Source organism: Sutcliffiella sp. FSL R7-0096 (genome assembly GCF_038595065.1).
Classification (GTDB): domain Bacteria; phylum Bacillota; class Bacilli; order Bacillales; family Bacillaceae_I; genus Sutcliffiella_A.
In genome coordinates this window covers 4,623,121-4,636,535 of sequence record NZ_CP152003.1, presented here as the reverse complement: position 1 = coordinate 4,636,535, position 13,415 = coordinate 4,623,121, and the positions used below count along the sequence as shown (strand labels likewise).

General features: G+C 48.4%; 12 protein-coding genes. All 12 read left to right on the top strand.

All coding sequences use genetic code 11. The features are described from left to right. Positions 1-1,293: an NADH-quinone oxidoreductase subunit C gene (locus MKY77_RS23700; RefSeq protein ID WP_339148056.1), complete on the top strand. Its 1,293-nt coding sequence runs from the start codon at positions 1-3 to the stop codon at positions 1,291-1,293. A gap of 3 nt (positions 1,294-1,296) precedes the next feature. Next, the gene (locus MKY77_RS23695) at positions 1,297-2,397 is read left to right on the top strand and encodes an NADH-quinone oxidoreductase subunit D (protein ID WP_237662799.1); all 1,101 of its coding nucleotides are present in this window, start codon (positions 1,297-1,299) and stop codon (positions 2,395-2,397) included. After that, positions 2,397-3,407, top strand: coding sequence for an NADH-quinone oxidoreductase subunit NuoH (gene nuoH / locus MKY77_RS23690; protein ID WP_339148055.1), 1,011 nt, complete (start codon positions 2,397-2,399; stop codon positions 3,405-3,407). Before MKY77_RS23695 ends, nuoH begins: the two co-directional genes overlap by 1 nt. Positions 3,408-3,630: 223 nt before the next feature. Further along, positions 3,631-4,050 (top strand): NADH-quinone oxidoreductase subunit NuoI, encoded by a 420-nt coding sequence (nuoI, locus tag MKY77_RS23685; protein ID WP_047970231.1) that lies wholly within the window; start codon positions 3,631-3,633, stop codon positions 4,048-4,050. Beyond that, positions 4,047-4,592: an NADH-quinone oxidoreductase subunit J gene (locus MKY77_RS23680; protein WP_339148054.1), complete on the top strand. Its 546-nt coding sequence runs from the start codon at positions 4,047-4,049 to the stop codon at positions 4,590-4,592. Before nuoI ends, MKY77_RS23680 begins: the two co-directional genes overlap by 4 nt. Continuing rightward, entirely contained in the window at positions 4,589-4,903 is a 315-nt protein-coding gene (nuoK, locus tag MKY77_RS23675; protein WP_339148053.1) for an NADH-quinone oxidoreductase subunit NuoK, read from the top strand. The genes MKY77_RS23680 and nuoK overlap by 4 nt, the downstream gene beginning before the upstream one ends. Before the next feature lie 260 nt (positions 4,904-5,163). Then, a complete protein-coding gene (nuoL, locus tag MKY77_RS23670) occupies positions 5,164-7,032 on the top strand; it encodes an NADH-quinone oxidoreductase subunit L (protein WP_339149899.1) in 1,869 nt (622 codons plus the stop codon). Continuing rightward, complete coding sequence (locus MKY77_RS23665) at positions 7,029-8,567, top strand: NADH-quinone oxidoreductase subunit M (RefSeq protein WP_339148052.1); 1,539 nt, start codon at positions 7,029-7,031, stop codon at positions 8,565-8,567. The genes nuoL and MKY77_RS23665 overlap by 4 nt, the downstream gene beginning before the upstream one ends. A 7-nt stretch (positions 8,568-8,574) precedes the next feature. Beyond that, positions 8,575-10,104, top strand: coding sequence for an NADH-quinone oxidoreductase subunit NuoN (gene nuoN, locus MKY77_RS23660; RefSeq protein WP_339148051.1), 1,530 nt, complete (start codon positions 8,575-8,577; stop codon positions 10,102-10,104). 292 nt (positions 10,105-10,396) lie between these two features. Beyond that, entirely contained in the window at positions 10,397-10,627 is a 231-nt protein-coding gene (locus MKY77_RS23655; protein WP_237662805.1) for a DUF1146 family protein, read from the top strand. Positions 10,628-10,959: 332 nt separating this feature from the next. Further along, on the top strand, positions 10,960-11,760 hold the full coding sequence (locus MKY77_RS23650) for a YwmB family TATA-box binding protein (RefSeq protein WP_339148050.1): 801 nt from the start codon (positions 10,960-10,962) through the stop codon (positions 11,758-11,760). 32 nt (positions 11,761-11,792) lie between these two features. Then, the gene (gene murA / locus MKY77_RS23645) at positions 11,793-13,097 is read left to right on the top strand and encodes a UDP-N-acetylglucosamine 1-carboxyvinyltransferase (protein WP_339148049.1); all 1,305 of its coding nucleotides are present in this window, start codon (positions 11,793-11,795) and stop codon (positions 13,095-13,097) included. Positions 13,098-13,415: the final 318 nt, after the last annotated feature.

The window sequence follows — 13,415 nt, the reverse complement described above, 5'->3', positions numbered from 1 at the left end:
GTGAGCGATGAGAAAAGCCTGGAAGAAAAAAAGAAAGAGGCCGCAGCCAAAGCAAAAGCTGCCGCACTTGCAAAATTAGAAGCAAAAAAAAAGATGGAAGCGCAGGCTTCTCCAAATAAAGAAGAACCAACCGAAAAAACGGAAGCACCTACTGGTGACGACGCGAAAGAACTAGCCAAAAAGAAAGCAGCAGCCGCAGCTAAAGCGAAGGCAGCCGCACTTGCTAAGCAGAAAGCAAAAGAACAAGCCGCTTCTGAAACGGAAACACCTACCGAAAACAACGGTGACGACGCGAAGGAACTAGCCAAAAAGAAAGCAGCAGCCGCAGCAAAAGCAAAGGCCGCCGCACTAGCTAAACAAAAAGCCAAAGCCGCCGCCGTAGCGTCAGAAGGAGGCGCTGACTCTACCACGGATTCCTCCGCCACTGACGACGCCAAAGAACTAGCGAAGAAAAAAGCAGCCGCTGCTGCCAAGGCAAAGGCTGCCGCACTGGCCAAACAAAAACGCGAGGCAGGCGAAGCACCAGCAACCGACGGGGACGATGCCAAAGCCAAAGCCATCGCAGCAGCCAAAGCGAAAGCGGCAGCAGCCGCCAAGGCCAAATCCGCCACACTGGCCAAACAACAGCGTGAAGGCACAGCAACGGGCACCGATGCAGACTCCGACGCAACAAACCTGCAAGACGAAAAAGCAAAAGCCATCGCAGCCGCGAAAGCCAAGGCAAAGGCAGCCAAAGTAGCCAAAGCGAAAGCCGCCGCTGCCGCAAAAGCCAAAGGGGCAACATCCGACGGAACAGAAACACCAGCCAAACCATCACCAAACCAGAAATACCTAGATAAATACGTAAAAGTGATCAACGACAACCTCGGTGAAAACACCCTGGAAGACGCGTACATCAACCCGCTTTCCAAAGATGTCCCGACGCTTGTCGCGAAACCTGAGAACTATTTTAAAGTGGCATCATTCCTGCGTTACAATGAGCAGCTGACGTTTGAATTTCTATCAGAAATGCACGGCACGGACTTTGAGACGCATATGGAGATCTATAACCACTTATACTCTTATAAGAACAAGCAGTCTGTAGCCTTGAAAGTAAAAATAGATCGGGAAAACCCTGTCATACCATCCTTGCAGCCATTATGGGAAGGGGCAAACTGGCCGGAGCGGGAGACATTCGATCTGCTTGGCATTCAGTTTACAGGACATCCGAACTTGACGCGCATCATGATGCCGGATGATTGGGTAGGTTATCCGCTGCGCAAAGATTATGAGCCGTACGATGTGGAGGTGTAGCAGATGATTCGCACAGAGGAGATGCTACTGAATGTCGGACCACAGCATCCGAGTACCCACGGGGTGTTCCGACTTGTCATAAAAATCGATGGGGAAATCATCAAGGAAGCGACCCCGGTCATTGGATACCTTCACCGCGGAACCGAAAAGCTCGCGGAGAACCTCCAGTATACACAAATCATCCCGTACACGGACCGGATGGACTATCTATCCGCCATGACCAACAACTATGTGCTTTGTCACGCAGTCGAAACGATGATGGGGCTCGAGATTCCAGACCGCGCAGAATACCTTCGGGTGTTGGCGATGGAGCTTGGGCGTGTTGCTAGTCACTTAGTTTGGTATGGTACATATTTGCTAGATATCGGGGCGGTCAGTCCGTTCCTATATGCGTTCCGTGAGCGCGAAATGATCATCAATCTATTAAATGAACTATCAGGGGCCCGACTCACCTTCAACTATATGCGTGTTGGAGGCGTGAAGTGGGATGCACCTGAGGGCTGGATCGAGAAAGTGGAAGAGTTTGTTCCATATATGAGGGAGCAGCTGAAAGGCTACCACGACCTTGTGACAGGCAATGAAATTTTCATGAGCCGTGTGAAGGGTGTCGGCCGTTACACCAAGGAGGATGCCTTTGCGTACTCCCTGAGTGGCGCGAACCTCAGATGTACCGGCGTAAAGTGGGATCTTCGCAAAGATGAGCCCTATTCCATATATGACCGCTTTGATTTTGACGTTCCGACCCGCGAAGGCGGGGACGCATGGGCGCGTTACCATTGCCGCATGGAGGAAATCGAAGAATCTCTTAAGATCATTGAACAAGCAGTCGCTCAGTTCCCAAAAGAGGGCGAAATCATGGCAAAGGTGCCAAGGATCATCAAGGCGCCAAAGGGAGAGGCATATGTACGAATCGAATCCCCACGAGGTGAAATCGGCTGTTACATTGCCAGTGACGGTAAAAAAGAACCGTATCGACTAAAATTCCGCCGTCCGTCCTTTTACAACCTGCAAATTCTACCGAAACTTCTTGAAGGAGAAAACATGGCGAACCTGATAGCCATTTTAGGGGCGATTGACATTGTCCTTGGGGAGGTGGATGGATAATGATGGAAGGATTACTGCATTCATCACCATCCTGGACGAATTTTTTCATCTTTTTTGGATTGGCAACGGCACTGTTGCTTGCCGTCCTGGGTTTCGTAACCTACGGAATCCTTGCCGAGCGTAAAGTAATGGGCTTCATGCAGGGACGCATGGGACCGAACCAGGTCGGGGGCTCCTGGGGCTTGCTCCAGACAGTGGCCGACGTCTTGAAGCTTCTTTTAAAAGAAGACACGATCCCGAAACTTGCGGATCGTCCATTATACATTATCGCACCTGTCATCGCCTTCACACCAGCGTTCATGGTGCTTGCCACCATCCCATTCACTGACCGCTTCCAGTTTGCGGACATCGGGGTCGGCCTGCTCTACTACATTGCCATCTCCGGTATCACAACGGTCGGCGTCGTAGCGGCAGGCTGGGCATCAAACAACAAGTACTCCTTGCTCGGAGGCATGCGTGCAGCGGCCCAAATGATTTCCTATGAGGTTCCGCTTGTCATGTCTGTAATCGGTGTTGTCCTCCTTGCGGGAAGCCTTAACCTAAATCAAATCGTCGCCGCACAAGGCGAAACATTCTGGTTCATCATCTTGCAACCAGTCGGCTTCCTTATTTTCGTCATCGCTTCTGTCGCAGAGTTGAACCGTACACCATTTGACTTGCCAGAAGCGGAATCAGAGCTTGTCGCAGGTTACCATGTCGAATACTCCGGCTTCCGTTGGGCATTCTTCATGCTGGCGGAATATGTGTACCTATTCGCGATGGCATCACTCACCACTGTTCTATTTTTGGGCGGATGGCTGCCACCATTCGAATTCCTCGGATTCATCCCGGGCGCCGTCTGGTTCGCGCTAAAATTCAGCGTAGTCGTATTCGTGCTCATCTGGATCCGTGTCACATTCCCGCGTCTGCGCGCAGACCAACTCATGGAATTCGGCTGGAAAGTACTACTACCAGTAGCACTGGCAAACATCTTCTTCTCAGCCATCATGAAGGAACTATTTTTTAAATAACTCCAGAATTTAGAGAGATCTATAGCTGGTGATTGGAGCACTGGGCGAAGACTCCTACGGGAGGTAGCGCTTAGAGGAGACCCCGCAGGCAAAGCCGAGGAGGCTCCGCAAGCGCCCCGTGGAAAGCGAAGCCCGGTGCGGAAATCACCAGCGGTGTTTACTCAATAACAAAACTCACTTTCATTACTACAAAAAAGTAACGGAAGAATAGGGGTGAAGCGAAATGCGCGGTCTTGCAAAAGGTTTAAAATATACCCTACAAAACTTAACCAAGAAAAAAGTCACCTATGATTACCCAAACGAGCCGCTCCCACTACCGGACCGGTTCCGCGGCATCCAAAAATTTTACCCGGAAAAATGCATCGTCTGCAACCAATGTGCCAACATCTGCCCGACAGACTGCATCCAGCTTACCGGGAAAAAACATCCGGATCCAACGAAAAAAGGGAAAATCATCGACACATACGATATCAACTTTGAAATCTGTATTCTGTGCGACCTCTGTACAGAAGTCTGCCCGACAGAAGCCATCATCATGACCAACAACTTTGAGCTTGCCGAATACAGCCGTGATCGACTTTTCAAAGACCTGCAATGGCTCGATGAAAACGATACGAACATCAGAAGGGAGAATAAAGCATGACCATAACCGGTGAATTCATCGCATTTCTTTTCCTAGCAATCGCTGCGATCGCCGGTGGAGTGCTCATGCTGAATCTGACAAAGGTCGTGCACATGGTCGTAGCCCTAGTGTTCACCTTCATCAGCATCGCCGGCATCTATGTCATGCTCTCCGCTGAATTCGTAGCGGCTGTCCAGATTCTCATCTATTCCGGAGCCATCACCATCATCATGCTGTTCGGAATCATGCTAACCCGTCACAACGACGAATCCGAAACATCCGGACTCGGCAGAAAAATACTCGTCGGGGCAGGGGTGCTCGGCTTTGCAGCGGTCATGTACTTAGGACTCTATAGCCTTGACCTTGGATCGCAAGAATCTGCAGACCTGCATGTGAACAATACCGAACAGATCGGAGTGGCCATCTATGCAACATACGTCATTCCATTTGAGCTGACCTCGGTGATCCTGCTTGTGGCACTTGTCGGAGCCATCATCCTGGCAAGACGGGATGACGAAGAAGAAGCCGGTGACATTGTAAAAGAGGAGGCGACCAAGGAATGAGCGGAGTTCCACTATCAGCCTACCTGGTACTAGCACTTATTTTATTCTGTATCGGACTTTACGGGGCACTCACAAAACGCAACACCGTCATCGTCCTGATCTGTATCGAGCTCATGCTGAACGCCGTCAACATCAACCTTGTCGCATTCAGCAAATTCGGCATCGCGCCGTCCATCACAGGGCAAGTATTCTCCCTGTTCACCATCACCGTCGCAGCAGCAGAAGCCGCAGTCGGCCTGGCTATCCTCATAGCCCTCTACCGCAACCGACGCACCGTGAACATCGACGACATGAATACGTTGAAGAACTAAAGTTAAAGAGATTGTAAGAATGCAAACTAGTCACCCCAGGTGATTGAAGTGTAGGGTATGAGACTCCTGCGGGAGGTAGCGGTAGCTTGAGACCCCTGAAGCGTTGTGAGGAGGCTCAAGCACCGCCCTTAGGATAAGCGAATACCCGGAACGGAAATCAACAGGGAGTCTACCAGATAACAAAACGTACCTCCGCAACCAGCTTGCACAAAAACGCAGCCACAAACACAAAGCTGCGTAAAAGAAGGGGACTTGATACAATGATGGAAAATGCCTGGATCATCCCGCTTTTTCCGCTGATCTCCTTTATCCTACTACTGCTATTCGGCAAAAGAATGAAAGAATCGAGCGCATTCCTCGGAATCGCACTCGTCAGTCTATCACTCATCTTTTCCCTCATGGCACTATGGGAGCGGTTTTCAGCACCAACCTTCAAAGCCACATTCGACTGGCTCCAAATCGGAGACGTCGTACTGACGGCGGGATATGAAGTCAATCAATTAAACGCCTTGATGCTTGTCGTAGTATCACTTGTCAGCTTACTCGTACATATTTATTCCAAAGGGTATATGGACGCCACCGAACGGCTCCACGTGTTCTACGCATACCTGGGTCTGTTTACTTTTGCCATGCTGGCACTTGTGATGTCACCGAACCTGCTTCAGCTCTACATTTTCTGGGAGCTTGTCGGAGTGGGATCGTTCTTGCTCATCGGATTCTATTTTCATAAAAACGATGCAAAAGCCGCTGCCAAAAAAGCGTTCATCATGACGCGTATCGGGGATGTCGGATTATTCATCGGGATCATCCTATTATTCTGGCAAGTAGGTAGCTTCGAATATGATGTCATTTTTGAAGCAGTCAATGCAGGCGCAATATCCGCAGGCATGCTGACCCTCATCGCCATTCTTATTTTCATCGGGGCCATGGGGAAATCAGGTCAATTCCCGTTGCATTCCTGGTTACCTGATGCGATGGAAGGTCCAACACCTGTTTCCGCCCTTATCCACGCCGCAACGATGGTTGCAGCAGGGGTGTATTTGGTTGCGAGTCTGTTTCCGTTATTCAATGCCAGCGAAACAGCCATGCTGACCGTTGCGATCGTCGGTGCGTTCACCGCGATTTTCGCGGCATCCATCGGCCTTGTGCAAAAGGATATTAAGAGGGTACTAGCTTACTCCACCGTCAGTCAGCTCGGTTTCATGATGCTTGCACTCGGTTCTGCAGGCTATGTGGCAGGGGTTTTCCACCTCACCACACACGCATTCTTTAAAGCATTGCTGTTCCTTGCAGCAGGTAGTGTCATCCATGCCGTCCATAACCAAAACATCGACGAAATGGGCGGGCTTTGGAAAAAAATGCGCACCACCGGAATCTTATTTTTAATCGGGACGCTTGCCATCACTGGTGTTCCGCTGTTCTCAGGCTTTTTCAGTAAAGAGGAAATCCTGCTTGCAGCCTGGGTGAACGGAAATCCGTTCCTATTTTTACTGGCACTGATTGCCGCATTCTTCACGGCATTCTATATGTTCCGCCTGTTCTTCCTTGTCTTCACAGGTGAAGCGCGCGGAGACCAGCGACATGTTCATGAATCGCCGTCCGTCATGACCATTCCGATGATCGTGCTTGGCGTTCTCGCCGTGGTTGCTGGTTATATGAATACACCTTGGTTCGGCCATTTCCTCGGAGACTGGCTGACAGAAGGGACCAACCTATACGGACCTTCACACATCGAAGGACCGCTTTGGATCATGATCGCCGCCATCCTTGTGTCGGCTGCCGGAATCGGATTTGCCTACCTGATCTACTTCCGTCGCTCGATCGCGCGCGAAACGTTCAGCCAAGGCGCACCGCATCTTTACGGCATTTTACGCAACAAATATTTTGTCGATGAATTCTACAAAATGACGTTCGTTTACGGGTCCCGCGTCATCAGTCTGTTCCTTAAATACATCGACGAGTTCCTTGTCCACGGAACGATGAAGGGAATCGCCGCGGCGTCCCAGCAGATCGGTAGACTTGGAGCCAAAGTGCAGAACGGCCAAACCCAGACATACGGAACAGTCGCGTTTGTCGGGCTCGCCATTCTCATCATCATTTTCGTCTTCACAGGGGGGTACATCGGATGAACAGCATATTCTTGACAGCGTTGATCTTTGCCCCTCTTTTAGGAATCTTGGTACTTCTTATTACACCTAAAACAAACGTGGAAGCCATCAAAATCGTCGGTTTCCTCGCAACCCTGCCATCTTTGTTGCTCGCGCTTATCGCGTTCTGGCAGTACAAGGCGGGGGCAGGTCTGGAGCAATTTGCAGTCAAGCGTGAATGGATAACATTCGGAAACAAAGATTTGACTGATGAAATTTATGGAGCACAAGTTTACCAGCCGATCTCCTTTGAGCTTGGTATCAACGGCTTCTCACTCGTCATGATCCTGCTTACGGCAGTGCTTTCCACCCTTGCAGCCATCGCAAGCGTCCATGTAAAAAAAGAATGGAAAGGCTATTTCATCCTCTTCCTTCTATTACAAATTGGGATGCTCGGTGTCTTTGCAGCGGAAAACCTGCTCTTATTCTTCTTTTTCTTCGAGCTCACCTTGATTCCGATGTTCTTCCTCATCGGAAAGTGGGGCTATTTTGAAAAAGAAAGTGCAGCCTACCGTTTCCTTATTTACAATGGTCTCGGTTCTGCCATTCTACTAATTGTGTTCGTCGTTCTTTTCACCAAAACAGGAACGATGAATATCGCCGAAATCACGGCCATGTTCACCGGCAACAGCGACGCAATGTTCCTAGGCGAAGTGTCAGATGACCTGCGCATGGGGCTTCTCATCGCATTGCTTGTCGCATTCGGTGTCAAGCTTCCTATTGTGCCACTGCATAGCTGGATGCTGAAAGTCCACGTCCAGGCACCGCCATCCATCGTGATGCTGCATGCGGGCGTCTTATTAAAAATAGGAGCATTCGGTCTGATCCGTTTCGGAGTTGGCATCTTCCCGGAGCAATTCGACCAGCTCGCTTTCATTCTAGCAATCTTGGGTGTTGTGAATCTCCTTTACGGAGCGTTCCTCGCACTCATCCAAACAGACTTCAAAATGGTGCTGGCATACTCCAGTATCTCGCATATGGGGATCGTCCTGATCGGACTTGCGGCCTTGAACGAAGCGGGAATCCAGGGCGCCATCTTCCAAGTTGTCTCCCACGGCTTCATCGCGGCACTCCTGTTCTTTTTGATCGGAGTCATGTACGAACGCACCGGAACGACCGACATCGGCAAGCTTGGCGGACTGGCCAAAGCGATGCCACTCACAGCCGGATTCTTCCTTGTCGGCGCCATGGCCTCACTCGGCCTGCCTGGCATGTCCGGATTCGTCAGCGAATTCCTTGCCTTCATGGGACTTTTCAATGAAATGCCGATCGTTGCGGCAGTCGGAACCCTTGGCATCATCTTAACAGCGGCATACCTCTTACGCGCCGTGCTCGGAATGACTTTCGGCACGAAAGCGGCAGGCTATGGCGAGAAAGTAGTGGATCTGCGTGGGGTCGAATACATTCCCGTATTCGCCATGCTATTCTTCATCGTCCTGATCGGAGTATACCCAAGCATTCTCGCACAACCGCTGCAAGACACCATCAAGACAATAATTTTAGGGATAGGGGGGTGAAAAGGAGATGGATTTAGAAACCTTACTCAGCTTTGATTGGAGCGTCATGGCACCGGAATTCATCATCCTTGGTGTAGCAACCCTTCTCTCACTACTGGATTTATTTTTACCGAAAAAAATAGACCGGAGACTACTAGGCTGGCTCGGATTCGCCAGTATCCTTGTAGCCCTCGGATTCTTGGTGGGCATGTACGATAAAGATCCAATGCAAGTCACCACCATCCTTTACGAAACATATCGACTCGACAGCTTCGCGATGGCATTCAAAACGCTCATCCTAGTCGGAGCAGCCTTCGTGATGCTCATGGCCATCAGCTACGAGCCAAAAGAAGGCCTGCGGGAATACAGAGGGGAGTTCTTCTACCTCTTACTGCTGGGCGTCCTCGGGGCCATGATCATGTCCTCAAGCGGCGACCTGATCACATTGTTTGTCGGGCTTGAATTATTGTCCCTGGCTTCCTACGTTTTAGCGGGTCTTCGCAAAAAGAACCTGCAATCAAACGAAGCGGCCATGAAATACGTCATCAACGGCGGAATCGCCACCGCTATCACCCTGTTCGGGATGAGCTATGTGTACGGCCTGACCGGCACGACCAACCTGCAGGAAATGTGGATGGTACTATCACAAATCAACGCACGTGATATGCAATTCCTACTGGTCATCGCCTTCATGATGATGTTCGTCGGCCTGTCCTTCAAGCTTGCGACCGCACCATTCCACATGTGGGCACCGGACGTCTACCAAGGCGCGCCGACACCAGTGACGGCATTCCTTGCAGTCGTATCCAAAACAGCAGGCTTCATCATCGTCCTGCGCCTGTTCGTTACGCTGTTCTTCCCAACGCGGTCAGCAGAAGGCTCATCCATGCTGTTCTCGATGGGAGAATTCATCGCAGTCTTGGCCGTTGCCTCCATGATCATCGGTAACTTCGTTGCTTTGCGCCAGCGCAATGTCAAGCGGATGTTCGCCTACTCAGGAGTGGCCCACGCCGGCTACCTGCTTGTGCCACTGGCAACCGTGAACTTCATCTTCATTTTTGAAGCCATGTGGTTCTACCTAGTCGCTTATCTGTTCATGAACATCGGGGCGCTTGCGATATTGCAAGTGGTCACTGCACGAGATGACTCAGAGGATCTGAGCCGTTTCGCCGGACTGTACCAGCGCTCACCTTTTCTTGCTGTATTAATGTCGGTGTTCCTGCTTTCATTGGCCGGTATCCCGGGAACAGCCGGATTCATCGGGAAACTATCGATTTTCGTCGGTGCCATTTCCGAACCGAATAACGCCTACGTCCTGGCGTCCGTCTTGATCCTGACCACCGTCGTCTCATACTTTTACTATTTCGGAATCATGACACAAATGTTCTTCCGCCCAGCAGCAAGCCAAGAAAAGATCCATGTTCCAGTTGGAATCTGGATCACAGTCATTGTGTGCGCACTTGGAACATTGGTGCTTGGAATCCTTCCAGGCCTAGCCATAGATATGTTTGGCAACAATTTTGACATCCTATTGGATATCTTTGTAACAGACAACTAGCCAATTGTCACCACATCGGGGTATATGATTTAATAGAAAAGAAGGAGTTGGGGAGCTCCTTCTTTTTCATGTGTATTACTATAGGAAGAAACTAATGAAGCAAGGTGCATCGAGCTAATGATTGAAGCGAAAGGCGGAGACTCCAGCGGGGGAATAACGGTTGGTTGAGACCCCTGAAGCGTTGGGAGGAGATCAAGCACCTTCCCGCGGAAAGTGAAGCCTGGCGCGGAAAATCAACAGCGGATGTATATCCAGAGCTTTAATTTACAATAAAGAGGAGGCTGCTTTCACAATGATCGATATCGGAGTACAAGCACTAGTCAGCATCATCTCCCACCTACTATTCATCAGCATCACCTGGTGGGCACTCCAAGCCATCCAATACGAAAAATGGATGAAACCAAACAAAGTCGTCCAAATCAGACTGCTACTCATCCTTGTCACCATTGCCATCGGATCCACAGTAAGCAACTTCTTTCTAGACTACCTTTTCCTCTCCCAGAGGCTGCCAATGATCTGGTGAAACTAGAAAAACATAATACTCGACTTGCCAGGGGAAGGGCTCCCCTGGTTTTTTAGTTATTTCGAGTGTATGACATAGATGGAGAAATTCCTCCAAGGGTCTGACCCCTTTTTTTATTTTCTTTTTCCCCTTCTCGGCGGGGAGCTTCGACATCTTCACAGAAATTCCTGCCGGGGTCTGACCCCAAAAATTAAAAATCTCAAAAATTTTGACGAACAAACCTATGTATCTCGCACCGCCAACCTGGCCACACTGTTATTAACAAGCAAAGGGGCGTGGGGGATATGTGGAACGAGCATCAAACACATAATACGGTGAACGAGAAGGACATAATGACTAATACTAAATGGACAGAAAAAAAGTGGAAACTTTATATTAATAGATTGCTAGGACTATTTTTTATTTTATTAATATGTTTTACGGGGGTAATTCTTGGGAATGAAAGAAGCAGAGCTCAATTACCAAACGATATCAGTACTGAGATACTTGAAATCGCGGAAGTTTTTCAAAAGGAAAAAATAAATGTTCAGGAATGGAAACTTTTTGGGCGAACAAACGTCTATAAAATTAGGGATTTAGTCGCTTTTCAAAAAGAGGTAAATCGTTTAAAACAGAATATGGGCCATCTTACGTGGAATGTGCTAGAAGAAGAGGATCAGTGGAAGGCAGTTGGGACTTATTATAACGATTCATTAAAACAAGAAGAGACTCTTCAGCTCATCACTACCCACACAAAGACATCCCCAAGCTCGTACTTATTATATGAGGTTACAGGGTATGGCTGGAAAGATGATTCGGCAACAGAGATAATAAACCATTTCCATTCGAATCTTACCAGTATTTCTCAGGAAGACTTTGAAATATTTAGTTGTATGATCGGTGATTTCAGTGGTAAAATTGAAGGTGGTTTGCAAAATACGACAAATATTTTGCTAGACTCATTTTCAGCACAAATAGTGGAAGAAATCCAGGAAGATACCTTTGTTTCGGTTTCAGCATATACTGATGCATGGAATAATGTTCTTCCGACACAACAGGGAAAGATGAACTTACAAATTGGGTTACGAACACAAGGAATGGGCGATAAGACTACCGTGATTGTAGGCACGCCAATTATTACTGTTGAATATTAATATATAGAATATAAGACGCGGAGGGGAACGTTTTGGAAAAAATCATCGTCCGCGGCGGACAAAGGTTAAAGGGTACTGTTAAAGTAGAGGGAGCAAAAAACGCAGTACTACCTGTCATCGCCGCAACTTTATTAGCTAGCAAAGGCAAATGCGAAATCTTAGATGTACCTGAGCTCTCCGACGTTTATACGATTAACGAGGTTTTGCGTTATTTGAATGCCGATGTTGATTTTGAAAATAATCGTATAATTGTCGATGCAACAAGAGAGCTTCACACAGAAGCACCGTTTGAATATGTACGAAAAATGCGCGCATCTGTCCTTGTAATGGGATCATTGCTTGCACGTAACGGAAAAGCACAAATTGCTCTACCTGGAGGATGTGCGATCGGTTCAAGACCAATCGACCAGCATTTAAAAGGATTCGAAGCGATGGGTGCGAAAGTGAAAGTTGGAAATGGTTATATCGATGCCGAAGTAGAAGGAAGATTACAAGGCGCGAAAATATATCTGGACTTCCCAAGTGTGGGAGCAACAGAAAACATCATGATGGCTGCAACCCTTGCTGAAGGTACAACAATCATGGAAAACGTTGCAAAAGAACCGGAAATCGTAGACTTAGCGAACTTCTTGAACTCCATGGGAGCGAAAGTTCGTGGAGCAGGTACTGGAACAATCAGAATTGAAGGTGTTTCCGAATTACACGGATGTCAACATAACATCATCCCTGACCGCATTGAAGCAGGTACATTCATGGTAGCAGCTGCAATCACAGGCGGAGACGTTATCGTCGAAGGCGCAGTGCCGGAACATTCCAGCTCATTAATCGCGAAAATGGAAGAAATGGGCGTTAAGTTTGAAGAAGTAGAAAACGGATTACGCGTTATCGGACCGGAGAAACTGAAGGCGATTGACATCAAAACGATGCCTCACCCAGGATTCCCGACTGATATGCAATCCCAAATGATGTCCTTATTATTAGCGGCAGAAGGCACTAGCATGATTACCGAAACTGTATTTGAAAATCGCTTCATGCATGTTGAAGAGTTTCGTCGTATGAACGGCGACATTAAGATCGAAGGACGTTCCGTTGTCATCAATGGACCATCGACCTTACAAGGAGCAGAAGTGGCGGCAACAGACCTTCGTGCAGCAGCGGCATTAACCTTAGCAGGATTAATCGCAGACGGATACACTCGTGTAACCGAGCTAAAACACTTAGATCGTGGATACGTAAACTTCCACAACAAACTAGCAGCATTAGGCGCAGACATCGAACGAGTAAGCTCCATGGAACAAGAACAAACAATCATCCTAGAGCAAATCAAAGAAGCCTAAATACGCCAAAATAGCCAATCATATATTTATATTCTACATCGAGGGTCAGACTCCTTTAGGGGTCTGACCCTTTTTTTGCATTTTTCTGTGATTTTTTTTGGCCCCTTCGATGTAAAGGAGGAAATTCCTTCGGGGGTCTGACCCCTGAAAGAATTATTTTTCTAACTACTTAATAATATTCCATCTATTTTTCCGGCAGACCAATTTTTTTGGTAATAAGAAGGTATTTTCAGAAAGTGGTGACTTATGTATATATAATATAGAAGTTTGTAGGAGTTTTTCGTTTCATTCTCCCTTGCAACCCACGCAATGAAACTC